Raw genomic sequence first — 17443 nt, 5'->3', positions numbered from 1 at the left:
GCCGGCCCTCCACGGCATTCCCATTCCAGCCTCACTTAAAGACGTGATTCGCGTCCGGCGTCTTGCCTGAGCGTGCACTACAGCTTGTAAGCCGTCCTGAACCCGCCCCAGTGCCGGCCCTGCACGCGGATCGGGACGTCGATCTCGCGCATCATCACGGTGTTGCCGTTGCCCATGTCGCGCGCATAGCTCTGGATCAGGTACGAGCGCAGGTTGTGCGCCGCAGCCAACCCCGCCGGATCGTTGAAGATGCGGCGGTTGCGGCTGTTGGCCATGTTCCAGGCGGTGTCGCCCGGCCGCTGCGGATGCGAATAGATCTTGTTGTGGACCGGCAGGAAGCCGTTGCGATCGACCATGGCGCAGAACGCCATGCGCGGCTCCTTGACGAGGAAAGCTTCCTGGAAGGGCGACAATGTGCGGTCGGCCCAGTCCAGATATTTCGTGCGGTATTGCTGCGGATTGGTGCCGGCGATCTCGGCGTAGTCGGTGTCGAACAGGTCATCGATCTTGACCTCGCCGCGCGCGACCGCCTGCTCGAACAGCTTGGTGAGTGCGTTGCCCGCCTCCATCGCGCGGGTGACGAACTCGGTATTCTCCTCGTGGATCGACCAGAGCTTGTCTTCGATCTTCTCGCGAAGCGCGGCATTGGGGGTGACGAATTGCGTGCGGGCGCCGGCCTTGGACTGCTCGATCACACGCAGGCGGCAGGCGCCGACGTCTTCGAGGCTACCGTCGATGACCGCCTGCGGCGCGAGCCGGCTGGCGTCCGCACCGCCGATCAGCACGCCATCCATCGCGATCTCGTAGACCGGCAACACGCCGCGCGTGGTTTCGAATTTGAGGTGGCAGGGCAGCCGCTCGGTCCTGCGGCGGTCGTCGTGCTCGCTCTGGCGCAGCAGCACCGCGCAGCGCGATTTCAGCTTCTGGGCGAAGGTCGTCACGGCCTTGCCGGCGCTGGCGACGTTCTCGCCATGGGTCTCGGCGGCCTTGGTCGCTGCGTCGATCTCGGCCGCGCTTTCGCCGACCGAGATGATGAACTGCGATGCGCTGGCCGCGTTGCCGGAGACCTCGCTGGTGGTGGCGTTCTGCTCGGCCACCGCGCCATTGACGGTGTCGAACACCGGGCGGATCGCCTCGATCGCCTGCGAGATCCGGTGCACCGCGTCCGCGGAGCCGGCGGCGTCGCGCTGGAGTGCGTCGATTTTCTTGGAGATCTCTTCCGTCGCGCCCTGGGTCTGCACCGCGAGCGCCTTGACCTCGGTGGCAACGACCGCGAAGCCCTTGCCGGCGGCACCGGCGCGCGCGGCCTCGATGGTGGAGTTGAGCGCGAGCAGCGTGGTCTGCCGCGCGATCTGGGCGATCAGATTGACGACGTTGCCGATCGCCGCGGAGGATTCGCGGAGGCGGTCGACATTGGCGCGCGCCTCTTGCGCGGCGGCGCTGGCCTCATCGGCGAGCTTGCCGGCCTCGCGGACCTGCGCGCCGATCCCTCGGGCGGATTGGGTGAACTTGTCGGCGGCATGGGCAAAGCCCGAGGCGTTCGACTGGGCGGCATTGGTCCGCCCGGTCAGCGCGTCGGTGCGCTGGCGGATATCGGCGAGCGTCGCGGCGGTCGCCTCGGCGCCGCCCGCCACCGAATTGGCGGCGCGCTCGAGCTGGCGGATCATGGCGCCGAGCTCGAGTTCCAGCAGTTCCAGGATTTCCCGGGCCGAATCGACCTCGGCGGCCGGAGCGGGCGGGGCCGCCGACTGTGCGGCCTGCGGGACCGCCGCTGGCGCGGCCATGTCCGGCAGGCGCTTCCGAAATAATGCGAACGCCATTGGGTCTACTCTTGTCGGGAGACGGGCGGACGCTATTTTCGCAGACCGGAATGAAATCAGGGTTAACGATGCCTGACTTCTGGGCACGGGTGACTACTGTATTACCTTAAAGTATGAGAGGCTCTTTCATTCCGGTGGGTTGGCGGCCTATAAGGCCGCGCTTCCCAACGCTCACCTTTGGCGCACGATTCCTAGAGAAGATCACGCATGGCCGGACATTCCCAATTCAAGAACATCATGCACCGCAAGGGGCGGCAGGATGCCCAGAAGTCGAAGTTGTTCGGCAAGCTGGCGCGGGAAATCACCGTCGCCGCCAAGCTGGGCACGCCCGACCCCAACATGAACCCGCGCCTGCGCGCGGCCATCATCGCGGCGCGCCAGGAGAACATGCCGAAGGACAATATCGAGCGCGCCGTCAAGAAGGCGCTCGGCAATGACGGCGAGAACTATGACGAGATCCGCTACGAGGGCTATGGCCCGGGCGGCGTCGCCGTCATCGTCGAGGCCCTGACCGACAACCGCAACCGCGCAGCCTCCGACATCCGCTCCTTCTTCACCAAATCCGGCGGCAATCTCGGCGAAACCGGCTCGGTGTCCTTCATGTTCGACCGCACCGGCATCATCGAATATGACCGCAGCGTCGCCGATGACGATTCGGTGCTCGATGCCGCGATCGAGGCCGGCGCCGACGACGTGGTCTCGGGCGAAGGCGGCCACGAGATCTACGCCTCGACCGAAGGCTATCGCGACGTCGCCAAGGCGCTGGAAGCCAAGTTCGGCGAGCCGCGCAAGGCCGCGCTGATCTGGAAGCCGCAGAACACGGTCGCGGTCGACGACGAGACCGGCGAGAAGCTGTTGAAGCTGATGGACCTGCTCAACGAGCACGACGACGTCCAGAACGTCTACGCCAATTTCGAGATTTCGGACGCGCTGGTCGCGAAGATGGGCGGCTGAGGCCTCAGAGTGGCGCTCCACCTGGGAGACCGCCTTTCTCCGGGGACTTCTGTTCTGTTTCTGTTTCGCTATCATGGGCCAACCGCTATCACTGGCCCATGACCGCGCTCCCGATTCGCCAACCCGTTCGCATCATCGGCATCGACCCCGGCCTGCGTCGCACCGGCTGGGGCGTGATCGAGGCCGACGGCAATCGCCTGATCTATGTTGCCTGCGGTTCGGTGGAACCACCGGACGATTTGCCGCTGTCGAGCCGCCTGCTCGCGATCCATGAGGGGCTCACGGCGGTTCTCTCCCATCACACTCCGATGGAAGCCGCGGTCGAGCAGACCTTTGTGAACAAGGACGGCGTCGCGACGCTGAAACTCGGCCAGGCCCGCGGCGTCGCCATGCTGGCGCCCGCAATGTTCGGCATCAGTGTCGCCGAATACGCGCCGAACCAGGTGAAGAAGACGGTGGTCGGCGCCGGCCACGCCGACAAGCAACAGATCGCGATGATGCTGAAGATATTGCTGCCCAAGGCCGAGCCGCCGTCGGCCGACGCCGCCGATGCGCTCGCCATCGCCATCACCCATGCCCATCATCGCCAGAGCGCGGCGCTCAGGCTGAAGGTGGTGGGATTATGATTTGCCAACACAAATCACGGTCGTCATGCCCGGGCTTGTCCCGGGCATCCACGTTCTTTCTTGCCGGTGTCAAAGACGTGGATGGCCGGGACAAGCCCGGCCATGACGAGAGAGAAGTGCCTGCCGTAGCCGAGGAACCGAAATGATCGGCAAGCTCAAGGGCCTGATCGATTCCTACGGCGAGGATTATGTGCTCCTCGACGTCGGCGGCGTTGGCTATCAGGTGCATTGCTCGGCGCGGACGCTGCAGCATCTTCCCGCGCCCGGCGAAGCAGCGGTGCTCTCGATCGAGACCTATGTCCGTGAGGATCAAATAAAACTGTTCGGCTTCCGCACCGACCAGGAGCGCGAATGGTTTCGCCTGCTCCAGACCGTGCAGGGCGTCGGCGCCAAGGTCGCGCTCGCCGTGCTCGGCACGCTGGCACCGGCCGATCTCGCCAATGCGATTGCTCTGCGCGACAAAGCTGCCGTGGCGCGCACGCCCGGCGTCGGGCCCAAGGTGGCCGAGCGCATCGTCACCGAGCTGAAGGACAAGGCGCCGGCCTTTGCCAATATTGATCCGGCCGTCGTGCATCTTGCCGGCGCCGTCGACGAGCAGCGCGCGCCGCGCCCGGTGGCGGACGCGATCTCCGCGCTGGTCAATCTCGGCTACGGCCAGCCGCAGGCCGCTGCGGCGATTGCATCTGCCTCGCGTAGCGCGGGTGAGAATGCCGAAACGGCGCAGCTCATTCGCCTCGGCCTGAAGGAGCTCTCGAAGTGAGCGATCCCAAGGCCAACCGCATGGTGTCCGCCGAGCGCCGCAGCGACGATGTCGGCGACACCGCGCTGCGCCCGCAGTCGCTGTCCGATTTCGTCGGCCAGCAGCAGGCGCGCAAGAATCTCTCGATCTTCATCGAGGCGGCCCGCAAGCGCGGCGAGGCGCTGGATCACGTGCTGTTCGTCGGCCCGCCCGGCCTCGGCAAGACCACGCTGGCGCAGATCGTGGCCAAGGAGCTCGGCGTCGGTTTTCGCGCCACGTCGGGTCCTGTCATTGCCAAGGCCGGCGATCTCGCCGCGCTTCTGACCAATCTCGAAGAGCGCGACGTGCTCTTCGTCGACGAGATCCATCGCCTCAGTCCCGCGGTGGAAGAGGTGCTCTATCCCGCGATGGAGGATTTTCAGCTCGACCTCATCATCGGCGAGGGCCCGGCGGCACGCTCGGTGAAGATCGAGCTGTCGAAGTTCACCCTCGTCGGCGCCACCACGCGCGCCGGCCTGCTGACCAATCCCCTGCGCGATCGCTTCGGCATTCCGGTTCGCCTCAATTTCTATACGATCGAGGAGCTGGAGAGCATCGTCACCCGTGGCGCGCGCGTGCTCAATGTCGGCATGAGTGCCGACGGCGCCAACGAGATCGCGCGCCGCGCCCGCGGCACGCCGCGCATTGCCGGCCGCCTGCTGCGTCGCGTGCGTGATTTCGCTTCGGCAGCCGATGCAGCGTCGATCGACCGCAAGATCGCCGACCACGCGCTCAGCGCGCTCGAGGTCGACGCCGCCGGCCTCGATGCCATGGACCGCCGCTACCTCACGACCATCGCAATGAACTATGGCGGTGGCCCGGTCGGCGTGGAGACGATGGCAGCCGCGCTGTCCGAGCCGCGTGATGCGATCGAGGACATCATCGAGCCGTATCTGATTCAGTGCGGCTATCTCCAGCGTACGCCGCGCGGCCGCCTGCTCACCTCGCACGCCTTCCGCCATCTCGGCATCGCCGAGCCGTCGCGCGATGCGGCGGCGCAGTTCGGCCTGTTCGGTACCGACGAAAGCGACGAGTGATCTGCGCCAGCGCGCATTGCCCTGGTGTCATGAACTTCCGGTAATCTCTGTGCAGATGATCTGCACAAGCGCACCCCAATTCCGCTCCAATCCGGCCGCATCGAGGAAGTGCATCAGAAGCGGGCTTCCATGATCTCTCGGCGTCATCTCATCCGTTCCATCGGTGGTCTCTCCGCCCTCGGCGTCTCGACCGCGGCTTACGGCGTTGGCGTCGAGCCCGTGTTGCGGCTACGCGTGACGCGCTATCGTCCAATGCCGCGGCAATGGCCAGCGGACCTTCCGCTGAAGATCGCCGTCATCGCCGACATCCATGCCTGCGATCCCTGGATGTCGCTGGACCGAATCGAGGCCATCGTCGAGCGCACGAATGCGCTCAGCCCCGATCTCATCGTGCTGCTCGGGGACTACGTCGCTGGTCATCACCACGTCACGCGCCTTATCCCGGCCGATGAATGGGCCAGGGTGTTGACCGGCCTGAGGGCGCCGCTCGGCGTTCACGCCGTCATGGGCAACCACGACTATTGGGACGACAAGGTCGTGCAGCGGATCGGGCACGGGCCGACGGTCGCGCACCGCGCGCTGGAAGCGGCCGGTATTCCCGTCTACGAGAACGACGTCGTGCGTCTTAGCAAGGATGGTCGCCCGTTCTGGCTCGCCGGCCTCGGCGATCAACTCGCCTATGCGCCGTCGCAGCGCTACGGCCGCGCTCAGCGCTTCGGTGCCGACGATCTCACCGCGACGCTCGCGAAGGTCACCGACGACGCGCCAATCATCCTGCTCGCGCATGAGCCCTATATCGCGACGCGCGTGCCTGCGCGTGTCGCGCTCCAGCTGTCCGGCCACACCCATGGCGGTCAGGTCCGCCTGTTCGGCTGGTCGCCGGCGCTTCCGCAGCAGCACGGCGTTCCGCTCGTCTACGGCCATCTGCGGCTGAAGTGCGACGTCATCATCTCCGGCGGCCTCGGTTGCAGCATCATGCCGGTCCGCGTCGGCGTGCCGCCGGAGATCGTGGAGGTGACCCTGGGGCGGGCGCCGGTGGCAACTGTGTCCTAGCCGGCTTGCGCGGGGGGCCGTTTTTGCGCAAAACGGGGCCGTTAGCGACAAGCGAAGAGGCTCGCGACGTGACAGCTCATCTCGACGGCGAGATCCGCGATGGCCGCCACCACATGCAGGTCCGCGTCTATTACGAGGACACGGATTTCCCTGACTTGCCATTGTCGTAGTAGGCAAACGTGCTGATTTCTCCTGCCTTGCGGTTTTCGGGGAAAAGTTTCTCACCGAGAAGGGCGGCGCTGTTCATGTAGGGTGTATATTCGTAGGGCATCCGTTTGCGAACCGGATGCACTACAATGCAGCCGATCAAGTTGCGGAAGGCGATGCGAGTTTCGATCGCCTTCGGGTCGAACTTGAGCGCAGTGACCAGTCTTCGAGTCTCCGAACGATATCGGTCACTGAATTTTCGGTGGTCGAATGGGATCACATTTTCGCCGCCACCGCCCATCAGCCGCAAGCGCTCTTCAACGGTTTCCCGTTCCAGGTCGCATTCATCGATCCGCTTGAGTAACTCATCCGGTTTGCGACGGCTGTTCGCGATGGCATATGTCAGCCGTTCGATCTCGGTAGTCAACACACGGCGTCGACGGTCCAGTTTAGCGCGTTCGCTGTCGCCCTTGTTCCGACCGTTTTTGCATTCCTCCTTCCAAGCACGCATCGCCTCTTCAGTGGCCTTCGGCGAAAGCAATTTCGCTTCGATTTTTTCGGAGGCATCCTTGAGCAGAATGTCCATGTCAAAGCTACGGGTGTGCTCGCAGGTGCCCCGCTGATGCGCGTTGGCGCATGCGGCGCGCGGCGCGCCATTTCGGGAGGATTGAGCGATTCGCATATGGCCGTTGCAGACCCCGCACCGCAAAACGCCGGCAAGCGGGTGTTCATTGTTCCGCGGAATCACGAGGCGGCGGCGCGGCTTGCCAGTCGGCCCGAACATATGTACGGCACGCGCGCTACGAACCTTCTGCGCTCGATCCCAGAGCGCTTGCGGAATGATCCGCAGCTCAGGCTTTTTGACTATGATATGGCGTTCTTCTGGATTGCGGCGCTTCTGCTTCTTCTGCGTCTCCGGGTTGAGAATTGTCGAGCGAACGTTCCAATGTATCTCGCCGATATATAGCTGGTTGCCGATAATGCCGCGACCATGCCGACCGCCTGTGATGCACTGATGATTCCAGGTGGTGCGACCAGCCTTGTTCTTGTGACGAGTTGCCCCGGGTGAGGGCACACCTTCGCGGGTGAGATCAGCGGCGATAGTTCGGGTCGAGCGGCCTACCGCATATTCGGTGAAAATGCGGAGCACGATCTTTGCTTCGTTCTCATCGATCACGCGTTCGCCGGGCGCGCCCGGCCTCGGCCGATAACCATAGGCGTGTGAGCCAGGAATTCTTCCGTTGGCAACAGCGTTGTCATGGCCACGCCGAACCTTTTCGGCGAGCTGCGGCTTGTAAATCGTGTTGTAGAGACTTGCGATGCTGATGTCGGTGGCGGTCGCATAGACGCCCTTCTGATCCATCAGCTCAACGCGGTTGAACTCGAAAATCTGCTTGAGACGCTGGATGGTTGCGGGATCGCGCGACAAGCGGTCGAAGTGCTCAACGACGACCACGTCAAAGTCATGATTTCGCACACCGTTGAGCAGGCGTTGATAGCCGTCCCGCGCACCTTCGGTAAGACCAGATTTTGCGGCATCCACAAATTCCCCGATGACATCGAGATTGCTGCGCAACGCAACCTTCCTGCAGAGCAATAGCTGACCGTCAATCGAGGTCGCCTTTTGCATGTCGCTGGAATAGCGGGCGTACAGTACGGCCGTTTTCTTGGATGACGCTGTCGTCATGCCGGTCCTCTATCGGCTGCCCCAAACCATCGTTTTCATCCCGTGCGATCTGGCGTCCGATGGCGCGCGCCAGGTCAAACCAGATTTCCTCATTGTCGGGATTATCCCAGCTCTGAGGGTGGGAGGGGTCAAGCGGTCGAACGATAGCCCGTTGTCCTCGGAGAGATCGGATGCGGGTACGCATTTGCAAACTCGCCAGCAGAAGCTAACGTAAATTTCCGCCCTGCGCTACAGCCGGGCGGCTGTGATTACTTGCGGCGCTTGCTTCCACCATTCGCATCTCCGATCGCTCCTGTGCCCGCCGGAACTTCTCTGCAATTTCACGACTTTTGTTGCTGCGATGATCCGATCCAGATCGTCGTTCAGCCACAGCTTCCCTCGGCCGTGGCCGCGACCCGACAGGATCACAGGACCACACGTGACCTTTGCCTGTGGAGCATTTCATGGAAGTCGCGATCTGCGCAGTTGTGAGTCCATTCATGTTGACCGCGGCGGCGGCGAATGAAAATGAGATTCTTCAAATATCTCAATGCTCCGTATCGGGTGTTAGCGCACTCCTGCGATGGTGGTCGTAGGCGGGAGCAGACTCGCTAAGCAAAGCGGAGTAAAAATACTTGCGCGTGACGGCGACGAAGGTCCCAAGACCTACGTCCAACTCTCTTAGGAGCTCTCCTGTGGCATTGCCGCGCTCTCCGGCGGCAACGCCGTATGTTCGGAAGCGGTCCGCATCGACACGCCGACCGCCGTCCCGAACATCAAGAAGATCATCGAGCACGAAAGGGGTCAGTTCACGGATAACGCGGATCGAGGAACAGCAACGCGAAGGGGGCGATCGTACGCCTATCCGTTAGGCATCAGCTCCTTCACCCCCGCGACCGCCTTGGTCCACTCCATCGATACCCGATCGACGGCTCGTAGATCGGCATCCTTGCCCGGATCGGCCTCGAACCAACTGGCGTTGTGTCGATTGACTTTATTGCGATAGCCGTCGCCGCGCTCCTGCGCGCAGCTGCGCCAGAAGTCGGCGTCCGTCCCGAGATCGTCCGAATATATGCTCTGGCCCACGAGCTGGACCTTTTCACCATCGCCGACATTTTGATGAGAGGTCCCATCGTCCCAATTGATGCAGGTTCGAACATCTTTGAAGTTATTCAACGTGCACGCTTCACGTGCGATGATCTTTCCGTTCGTGTCGAAGGGATAGCAGGGCAGGTCGACCGCACGCGCCCAGGGCAGGTGTCCCGGCAAGTAGCTCGGCCGCTGTAGATCGAAGTCCCACCAGAGTGCGTCGGCCAATCGGCGCCCTTGCTCCCTTGTGGCCAGGTGAGCGACTGCCTCTGCGTCGTAGAGCGGCTGCCCCATCACGCCGCGGGCCACCGGCTCGATGATGCCGACGTTCAAGAGGCCTTCGAGCTCGTGGCCTCGGAGGTTCAATCGCTCGAGGACCTCGTGCTCTTCGTAGAGCAGCGGTTCTGGATTGATCACGGCTCTTTGCCGCCGCGAATGAGACCGGCGTTATTCGGAAAGGGCGGCGATCGATGCTCGTCCGCCAATAGCCCGGCGGATGCGTGGGGACATCGAGCTCCTCGCAGACTTTCACGACCAGGTGCGTTTTCATGCCCAGTCGGATGGCCACCTGAGCTATCGGCGCATTCCAGACTCGGAAAAAGAACTCAACCCTATGGACGCCGATTTGCTTCAGCACTTCTTCGTCCAGGAGACGCTCAAGGTTGTCGATCAGTCCGTATCCATACGCCGCTGCAAGCCTCGCTTTTTCAAGCTTATCCAAGGGCCCACAGTCTTGCCCAGGCTCTACGGCTGACTTCGCCGGCTGGGCCGAAGCCTCAACGGCTTCGGAGATCCGCGCATAAAGCGGGTCACGCGACCGGAGGTTTTTCCGCTTTCGAGGCGATCGCGATATCGCGATCGACGAAAAAGGCGCACCAGTGCGCGTCGTCGCTCCAGACCCGCGGGTTTGGGCCGCCCATAAGCTTTGGTTGTCCCGTCGTGCCGATAGGAAGCCGCTCAAGCGCCAACTAGATGCTGCACAGGCGGAAGCCGTGGGTCAAGGAGCGACTGAAGCAGGCTGTCCGCGAATACGATGCGGCCCGTTTCGCCAAAACGCCCAGCTTCGATACGCCGGATAGCGAAAAGCTTTATGAATCGCGGGATTTTGCGGTCTACAAGCTCTACGACATCGCGGAATCTATGGAAGGTTATTGGTTCAAAGACACCAACGAATGCGGCATCCACTCGGCCTTCTATGGCGACAAGGCTGGAGAGGTTTATGAGAGCTGGTACCGCAGCGACCGCACATTCGAGCAGCGGGAAATCCTCCATACCCTTTGACGAGCGACTGCAACCGGCGCAGAACGGAAGCTCGGCATCCGGGACGAAGAGACCTTTAAGGCCGGGCTGGACGCGCAGCCCACGTTCTTCAAGGATATGCAGAGAATTGCGAACGGTTCAAAGCACTTCGTCAGTCAGATATCGCAATCGACTTTGCGCTCCGGCGGAAACGGCGAGGGAGGCGTCGGCGGCTATGGCGTCCCGTCGCTTTAGATTGCGACCGATCATCCCACGGAAGATCGAAAATTTGGATCGAAGCGCCTATCCTCATCGAGAACATGGTGATCTTCTGGCGAGATTTTTTCCTGAAGCATTCGCCCTACAAGGATGATATGCCCCAGCACGGCCACCTGGAGGAGTTCTAGGCGGACGTAGCGTTCTGCTTCAGTATCTCGACCTTAGCCTCGGCCTGTCGGATGGCTGCCGTGCTTTCCACAGCTCCTCGATTGTGTCCTAGGATGCCGGCCAATGCTGGCAGCAAAATGATAGCAGCGTTCTCGGGCCTTGAGACAGTAATCGCTCTAAATCTTGCCGGTCAGTCCTATACGGTAGACGTGCGCGAAGCTGCCGGTATCTTCGTCCCGTCCGCGCTTGTAGGTCGTCGACAGGGCGAAGTGGCCGGCGTCATCGATGTTGTAGGTGATCGCCGCCTGCAACCAATCGATGGGCCTTCCGGAGTAGGTTTCGTAGGCCCAGTGGTACGTCAGGTTCGCGTGCATTCGCGAGAGGAAGTTCGAAGGGTCCACCTCGGGGAATAGATAGAGCGAAAGCTGAGGACCGACCCTCAACGCCTGCGTCATTCCGTTGAAGTCTAAAACCCCCTTCCTTCCCGTAATCTGCGCGTATTGAACGATTAATTCCGGGTCGAAGCGCACATCTAACGGAAGACCACCTGGCCGGATGATCGGGTAGTGTATGTAAAGCGGATAGTACACGGGGATGAACTCGGCGGTCGCCGTCGCGGAGATGGTCCCCTTTAGATTGTTCTCGACTTGGTCGCCGCGAATCCGAAAGTAGTTTGCGCCTCCGGAAGTCTCCCAGCCGAGTTCGAGGGCGGCGCCATAGGTCAGCTTCTCGACGTCGCTGCTTGAGAACGCCGGCGAGGAATTCACGGTCTTGTTGGCGGTAACGTAGCTCGCGAACGAGGTGTAGTACGGCATCCACCAAAAGGGCGGGTCCGAGGTCAATGAGCTATAGACAAGGGCGGCGGTGCCGTTGGCCGACAATATGCGATTGTGCTTACCGAGGTCATTCGTGAACGCAACTTCGGCGCCGGTCGCTTTATCGACAGACTGCGGGCACTCGAGAAAGCCGATGTCCTTCCAATCTTGGCGCAACAAGAACTTGAAACCCGCACAAGGACTGAACTCCTTGAGCTTGGCGCCCGCGACGATCGCTTCTCGGGAAGCTTCCTGTTTATGCACGAGATCGGCCATGTGGTCCGCGTAGACCTTCTTGGCCGGCACAGTTGGCGGGGAGGGTTGCGCGGTCTGCTGGACCTCGCGAGGTGCCGAGCGGAGCTTAAGCAGTTTTTGCGCGTCGGCAAGCTTTTGCTTGTCCTGCGCGATGTTTTTCAAGGCCCGCAATTCGTCGTCAGTAAGTCCCGCAGACCACGATGGCCCACTGAACGCCAGCAACAAGAGCGTCACGAGAGCGCGCTTCATTAACCGCCCCCCGGGTTGGCGGCCCGCATCAGACCGAGCACGCACTTGACATCATCGCACAGCTGCACCTGCGCCGTCTGCACCGGGACGCCGTGCGCCTTGATGTTTGCGGCCAATCCGGCAAGAGCCATCCTGTCGAAAGGCGGGTCGAGCTTGCGATCATCGGGCCAGTGAGTGCCAATTATATGATCGAAGATCACTCTGTTGGAATCCGAAGCAAGACTTTCGAGGACCAGGTTGTTCGCCTGAGCAGTACCGGCGATAGCCTGCCTCCGTGCAGGCTTCTTGGGCGCTTTTTTCGCGGCAGACTTAGCTGCTGCCGGCCGTTTAGGAGATCGTCCCATCGCATGCTCCCATCGCTCACATTTCGAATCCCGGCCTGCATAGCCCTCGACCGATCTTGAAGCAGCACGGTGGTGACCGCGACTAGGGAAGTTCCTAGGGAGGAAGACCGCTCTCTTCGGGCGATCCTTGGCGGCAAGGAACGGCGGCTTGCGCAATTGCAGGGAGCCTGCTCGACCCTAGGAGGTCCCCTAGCAGCCCGATTGCCCAAGAGGAGGCATGAAGGGCGAGGAAGCGAATGCGCGAGCGTCGCCCTGAGTGACGCAGTCGCGTGCGAAGAGAGTACTTGGGGTTTTATCCACCATGGCCAAACGCATCATCCTGCTTCTGGATGGAACCTGGAATGACTCGGAATTTGGCTCATACGACACTAACATCGTCCGGCTGCGCGAGGCGATTTCCAGGACATTGCGGACAAGCGGATCGGCAAAGAGCGGCGCCGACTTACGCGACGTCCCAAGCGACCGCAAAGTTGAGTCGACCGTCACCGACGAGAAGAACAATATCGTCTTCTACGAGCGGGGTGTCGGCACCGGCGCCTTCCTGGATAGGTTCTTCGGCGGAGCGCTTGGCCAAGGTTTGAGCACAAATATCCGGCGAGCCTACAAGTTCTTGTCTTTCCACTACGAGCCTGGCGACGAGATATTCATCTTTGGCTTCTCGCGCGGCGCCTATACGGCTCGGTCGTTGGTCGGATACCTTCATGCCGCGGGCTTGCTGCGACGGGAGTGTTGTACCCCCGAACTCGAGCAGGAAGCGTGGAATTTCTATCGGACGTCGCCCAACGATAGGCTGCCGGGCATCTGGTCTTCTCTGCTTCCCCATGTCCACGAGCGATCCAAATTCCGCATCGCTTTGCTGGGCGTTTTCGATACGGTCGGAGCTCTTGGGATCCCGCTAGGTGCTTTCCGCGTCGCCAATCGCGACAAGTACGAGTTCCACGACGTCGAACTCTCGGCGATAACCGATGTCAATCTTCATGCGCTCGCAATCGACGAGCACCGACCTCCCTTCGAAGCGTCCGTCTGGCGCAAGAGCAAGTTCAAGAATTTCGCCACGAAGACCGAACAGGTTTGGTTCGCTGGCGCACACGCCGACGTCGGCGGCGGTTACGTCGACGAAGACAGCGCCGGCGTTCGAACGAGCGCTTTGGAGGACATCCCTGTAGATTGGATGATAAAAAGGGTTCGCCACTACTATCCGGACTTTCCCATCGACGAACTGGGCTGGAAGGATCTGAGCGACGAGGAGATCAGATCTCGTGCACAAGCGCCCCTCCACGATTCGCGGACTCTCGTCTACAAGCTCTTCGCTTTTGCTTATCGCTCGATTTCGAACTATCGGGTCGAGGCGAACCGACGCCGAATACCGATGATCGTGAACGTCAGTCGTAATCGCCACGCGCAACCAATCGAAGAACGGGTCCACGTGTCGGCCCTTTTCCGGGCCTTCTGTGTGGCCGATTCCGGGTACCAGGCCCGCAATCTCTTGGGAATCCTGCAGGTGCTCGCCAAAGGCTTCGGAGACGACAATCCTGAAATCGGAATTGTCGGATGGGACGGTGAGCTTTTGTCTCCCGATAGCGTCGATGGTATTCTGCTGGCTCCGTACTTGAAAGAAGAAACACCTCGAAAGTGAGCGGCATTCTTTTGATGCAAGCCCGGAGATGCGCGCAGATCGACCGCGGTCGCGAACTGCTCGTTGACGACCGTGACGACCATGCTGAGCACGAGGTAGGTGTGCTCACGTCGATGGCGCTGTTGCCGCTTAGAGACACACTCCGCACGGTACTGACGACGGAGTACGCTATCGGGACTGCGAGAGTTTGGCCCCCAGGCGACTCTCTAGTACTTTCGCCCGCCCAGACACCGGGACGGGCTATGAGCCGTTCGGCGAGTCCCAAAGGGGAACGGCCGGGCTTGAGGGTCCCCTCCCTGGAAAGGGGGCGTCCACAGGTATAAAGATAAACTGGTTGATAGGTGTACATGCACCTATGGATACTAGGCGCAAACCAAGCTAGGCTTGGTTTGGGCGAGCTTTGGCGCGAGATCGACCGCCGCCCTGCCAATTTGGAGATGCAATGGCCCAATCCAAGCGAGGAAGAGAGTTGCCGAAATCATCCGAGGAAAAGCGTAGCTTCTTCGCCACGCTATCCGCGGACGTTATCAAGGCCATGAAGCAGGCGGCACTCGAGGACGATACTACGGCCAGTGAGCTCTTCGAACAGGCCGCCAGAGAATGGCTGGACCGAAGGTCGAAACGCTGACCCCCGCGCTGCCGACGCGGTCGAGGTGGCCAGATAACTTGCAGCAAGCACGAGACAACGGAAATACTCACTTCGAAGGAAGCCGATACGTATCGCGCGGAGCATCCGGGCGGATACCATTGATTATGATGCCTGGACCTCTTTCCGGCGGTTCTGCTTGAGGCTTCAAGCCCGTTCCCGGAGCCCCCGGCTTTATCTCGATGAATTCTATCCTGCATGCCGGCTGAGGCTGACAAGTGTCTTTGTCATCCGCGCTTGCCTCCCATGAGATCAGGATCGGAGCCCAAACGAGCATCCAGAAAATTTTCATGGCCGAGCCTCCGACGGTTTGGCTTGAGGAAGCACGATGGTAATTCCCCGGAAGCCGAAGACGAGTGGGCGCTGAAACACTTGCTTTACTGCCATTTCCGACGAGTCGGTCCGGGTAGAGGTCAGCCGGGCTCCGGTAGCTCCGGTTGCAGCCAACGATTTTCCTACGGGCTTGCCATTACTATCTTTTTCTTCGCTGGTCTGCGTCGGATCGGCTCCGACTTGCGCGGACGCGGACCCCTGTGACGCCGTAGTGCTCCCCTGTTCGATTTCCCGAGTCAGATACACTCTTGTCACCAGAACCAGTTGAAGACGACTGGTGTAGGCTCCGTCCTTTGTGGCGAGCACCTTGTCGCTAACGGCATAGGAAAGAACTTTCCGGACGAAAGTATCGCTGCACATCAGCTTCGTCGCCGCGGCCGCGCACCAGTCATCGAACTTGAGCAGCGCATCGACCGATGGCACTCCGTAGCTTTCGGCAGTGTTGATGCGTATCGTCTCGTTCCGATTTTCGTCTTTCCGGGCGCCGAACCAACCGAACTCGCCTGCCGAAGCGGCGGCAGATTTTGAGTGTACGATGGTGATTCCCGGAAAGGCACTCAAGGTAAGTGCAATCCTGCTTCCCGCGGCCGCCGGAGCGGATTCGAGGCGGTCGGAAGGGCGATAGTTCTTAGCGGAATCGTTCGCTGCGGTGTCGGCGAAAACGAGAGGTGGCCCGTTAGCCACCAGCTCGGGCTTCAAATCCAATCGGCCGATGCGTACAGATTTTCCAAGGAGTGGGGTGTCATCCGAGTCCGCGACTACAGCCCAAACATCTCCCACAAATAGATCCTCGGACGGAGGGTAGACTGGCTGGATGCCAAGACGACCGATGCTCTTGTTCCAGGCGGTTGCCACATCGTCCGACGTAGGCTCGGGAGCGTGGCCAAATGGCTTGACGTAAAAGAGGATGAAGCCGACGACGATCAGCCCCACGAGCCCAGACGCGAACCACTTTCCCCATTTAGCCCACCAGTTGCCCGGTGGTGCTGCGATATCCTGGTTGACCACTTCCCACTCGCTCCTTCTCGCCGCCAGATGGAGAGCCGCTCTATGCCTGATAGGTGACCAGCCCTGTGACGCCTCATTCGTGTCGTTGGGGGCAAAGCTCAGCCCCACGACCGACGAGCCAGCGCGCACACTGCTGCGAGAAACAGCCGTATGTGGCGCTAGTATCCGTGATCATCGCACACGGCTCTTAGATCGATACCTAGTGAACCTCCTAGGCTCCGAAATGCCTGGGTTGAGGCAGAGTCGCGGGACCCCTCGGTCTTCGAGGATCATTGGTCCGCGGTGCTCGCATGCTTTTTGGCCTTCAGAACCTCAATACTACGAAGGGACAGCAGAATCCGATCGAAACCGCACGAGCATCGCTCCGAACACTGTCGGAACGGGGTGTGAGAATTCCAAACGAAGTCGCCGCTCCGATCATCCGCGCGCAGAAGGTCGGCGATCTCAAGAATGCAGATCCGGAGCTTGAACGGAGTTTTTGGTCGGCTTACGGCACGCTGAATTCCAGGATTAAGCCGAGAGAGGATGCCAAAACTTACTATCGGCATTTCTTCTACGTCATTTTGGCATCGCTGCTTCTCCTGCAGTTGTACCATTCCGCGTCAATCACGGTACAGGCACGGCTGATCGACACGGGCAAAGCCCTTCAGGCGCTTGACAGTCCGGCCGGCGCCTCTGCCGAAGTCATCGCGAAAGCGGCGGCCAAGCGGTCCGATCTCGAGAAGGAGCAGGGCGCCTATCTTCATCTCACCCGGTATCTCATGGCCGGCCCGGCGGTGTTGGCGAAGCTAGTTAGCTTCGGGACGGCAACTCCTATCGGTCTGCGTGAAGACGCGGTCGCCAGAGTCGAGCTCGAATTGGCAACGTCGTTCGTGGGCGGATTTCTACTTCCCGTGCTGTACGGAATGCTCGGTGCTATCGCCTTCGTTCTCCGCCGCCTCTCGGACGATTGGGCCGGGCGGGAGGTAAGCCGCGATCTCCGGAACCGCTATTCGCTTCGCGTTCCGATCGGTGCTCTTTCCGGTCTCGCTGCAGGATGGCTGCTTCAGCCGACGGCCGCGACGGTCGTTTCGTCCTTGTCGCCTTTCGCGCTTGCATTCGTAGCGGGATACAGCGCCGAGCTGGTCTTTGCAGCGATGGATCGGATCGTAGGCGCCTTCACCTCGAAGGCTGCTCCGGAGGACGGGAGGAATGCGGATGCTCCTCCCGCTCGGGCGGAAGACGCGGTGCTCGAAGAACCCGACCCGGCCGAGCCTGCGTCAACTCCCGCGGTCGACAACTTTGGAGCGCCTTTGACGACCGCTCCTAGTTCGAGGGCGCAAGCCAATTTGGATGTTTGAGACAAATTCACTTTGGAGGCC

At 61.2% G+C, this 17443-nt stretch carries 16 protein-coding genes and 2 pseudogenes; 12 read left to right on the top strand and 6 right to left on the bottom strand.

Going from position 1 to position 17443, the window contains the following annotated elements; all coding sequences use genetic code 11:
* Window positions 1-77 precede the first annotated feature (77 nt).
* Window positions 78-1820, bottom strand: coding sequence for a methyl-accepting chemotaxis protein (locus tag ACLFLU_RS36465; protein ID WP_426409488.1), 1743 nt, complete (start codon window positions 1818-1820; stop codon window positions 78-80).
* Window positions 1821-2027: 207 nt separating this feature from the next.
* Here ACLFLU_RS36465 and ACLFLU_RS36460 point away from each other — a divergent pair, with 207 nt between their 5' ends.
* The 6 genes and pseudogenes from ACLFLU_RS36460 to ACLFLU_RS36435 form a co-directional block, all read left to right on the top strand.
* The gene (locus ACLFLU_RS36460; RefSeq protein ID WP_426409487.1) at window positions 2028-2774 is read left to right on the top strand and encodes a YebC/PmpR family DNA-binding transcriptional regulator; all 747 of its coding nucleotides are present in this window, start codon (window positions 2028-2030) and stop codon (window positions 2772-2774) included.
* A 98-nt stretch (window positions 2775-2872) separates the two neighbouring features.
* Window positions 2873-3400: a crossover junction endodeoxyribonuclease RuvC gene (gene ruvC, locus ACLFLU_RS36455; RefSeq protein WP_426409486.1), complete on the top strand. Its 528-nt coding sequence runs from the start codon at window positions 2873-2875 to the stop codon at window positions 3398-3400.
* Window positions 3401-3542: 142 nt separating this feature from the next.
* Window positions 3543-4160, top strand: coding sequence for a Holliday junction branch migration protein RuvA (gene ruvA / locus ACLFLU_RS36450; protein WP_426409485.1), 618 nt, complete (start codon window positions 3543-3545; stop codon window positions 4158-4160).
* 20 nt (window positions 4161-4180) lie between these two features.
* Entirely contained in the window at window positions 4181-5215 is a 1035-nt protein-coding gene (gene ruvB, locus ACLFLU_RS36445; RefSeq protein WP_426414147.1) for a Holliday junction branch migration DNA helicase RuvB, read from the top strand.
* Window positions 5216-5344: 129 nt separating this feature from the next.
* Entirely contained in the window at window positions 5345-6268 is a 924-nt protein-coding gene (locus ACLFLU_RS36440; protein WP_426409484.1) for a metallophosphoesterase, read from the top strand.
* A gap of 68 nt (window positions 6269-6336) precedes the next feature.
* Window positions 6337-6417: pseudogene (locus tag ACLFLU_RS36435) on the top strand (acyl-CoA thioester hydrolase); the annotation flags it as partial.
* Here ACLFLU_RS36435 and ACLFLU_RS36430 read toward each other — a convergent pair.
* Window positions 6399-8102: a recombinase family protein gene (locus ACLFLU_RS36430; protein ID WP_426409483.1), complete on the bottom strand. Its 1704-nt coding sequence runs from the start codon at window positions 8100-8102 to the stop codon at window positions 6399-6401. The pseudogene ACLFLU_RS36435 and the gene ACLFLU_RS36430 sit on opposite strands and share 19 nt — an antisense overlap.
* 840 nt (window positions 8103-8942) lie before the next feature.
* On the bottom strand, window positions 8943-9587 hold the full coding sequence (locus tag ACLFLU_RS36425) for a hypothetical protein (RefSeq protein ID WP_426409482.1): 645 nt from the start codon (window positions 9585-9587) through the stop codon (window positions 8943-8945).
* A 79-nt stretch (window positions 9588-9666) separates the two neighbouring features.
* On the opposite strand from ACLFLU_RS36425, the gene ACLFLU_RS36420 reads away from it, so the two are divergent.
* The 3 genes and pseudogenes from ACLFLU_RS36420 to ACLFLU_RS36410 all read left to right on the top strand — a co-directional run bounded on the left by ACLFLU_RS36420 (window position 9667) and on the right by ACLFLU_RS36410 (window position 10451).
* On the top strand, window positions 9667-9924 hold the full coding sequence (locus ACLFLU_RS36420) for a hypothetical protein (RefSeq protein ID WP_426409481.1): 258 nt from the start codon (window positions 9667-9669) through the stop codon (window positions 9922-9924).
* A 124-nt stretch (window positions 9925-10048) separates the two neighbouring features.
* Window positions 10049-10117 (top strand): annotated as a pseudogene (locus tag ACLFLU_RS36415) (hypothetical protein); the annotation flags it as partial.
* 25 nt (window positions 10118-10142) lie between these two features.
* Window positions 10143-10451, top strand: a complete 309-nt coding sequence (locus tag ACLFLU_RS36410) for a hypothetical protein (protein ID WP_426414232.1) — start codon at window positions 10143-10145, stop codon at window positions 10449-10451.
* Window positions 10452-10972: 521 nt separating this feature from the next.
* Here ACLFLU_RS36410 and ACLFLU_RS36405 read toward each other — a convergent pair.
* Window positions 10973-12115, bottom strand: a complete 1143-nt coding sequence (locus ACLFLU_RS36405; RefSeq protein ID WP_426409480.1) for a hypothetical protein — start codon at window positions 12113-12115, stop codon at window positions 10973-10975.
* Window positions 12115-12459: a hypothetical protein gene (locus ACLFLU_RS36400; RefSeq protein WP_426409479.1), complete on the bottom strand. Its 345-nt coding sequence runs from the start codon at window positions 12457-12459 to the stop codon at window positions 12115-12117. The genes ACLFLU_RS36405 and ACLFLU_RS36400 overlap by 1 nt, the downstream gene beginning before the upstream one ends.
* A gap of 301 nt (window positions 12460-12760) precedes the next feature.
* Here ACLFLU_RS36400 and ACLFLU_RS36395 point away from each other — a divergent pair, with 301 nt between their 5' ends.
* Entirely contained in the window at window positions 12761-14095 is a 1335-nt protein-coding gene (locus ACLFLU_RS36395; protein ID WP_426409478.1) for a DUF2235 domain-containing protein, read from the top strand.
* 442 nt (window positions 14096-14537) lie between these two features.
* A complete protein-coding gene (locus tag ACLFLU_RS36390) occupies window positions 14538-14723 on the top strand; it encodes a hypothetical protein (protein ID WP_426409477.1) in 186 nt (61 codons plus the stop codon).
* A gap of 306 nt (window positions 14724-15029) precedes the next feature.
* On the opposite strand, the gene ACLFLU_RS36385 is transcribed toward ACLFLU_RS36390, so the two are convergent.
* Window positions 15030-16082, bottom strand: a complete 1053-nt coding sequence (locus ACLFLU_RS36385; RefSeq protein ID WP_426409476.1) for a hypothetical protein — start codon at window positions 16080-16082, stop codon at window positions 15030-15032.
* A gap of 290 nt (window positions 16083-16372) precedes the next feature.
* On the opposite strand from ACLFLU_RS36385, the gene ACLFLU_RS36380 reads away from it, so the two are divergent.
* Entirely contained in the window at window positions 16373-17422 is a 1050-nt protein-coding gene (locus tag ACLFLU_RS36380) for a hypothetical protein (RefSeq protein ID WP_426409475.1), read from the top strand.
* The last annotated feature ends 21 nt before the right edge of the window (window positions 17423-17443 follow it).

Origin of the sequence: Bradyrhizobium ganzhouense (assembly GCF_049949285.1) — a bacterium.
GTDB classification, from domain to species: domain Bacteria; phylum Pseudomonadota; class Alphaproteobacteria; order Rhizobiales; family Xanthobacteraceae; genus Bradyrhizobium; species Bradyrhizobium ganzhouense.
This window is presented reverse-complemented; position numbering and strand designations above follow the sequence as displayed.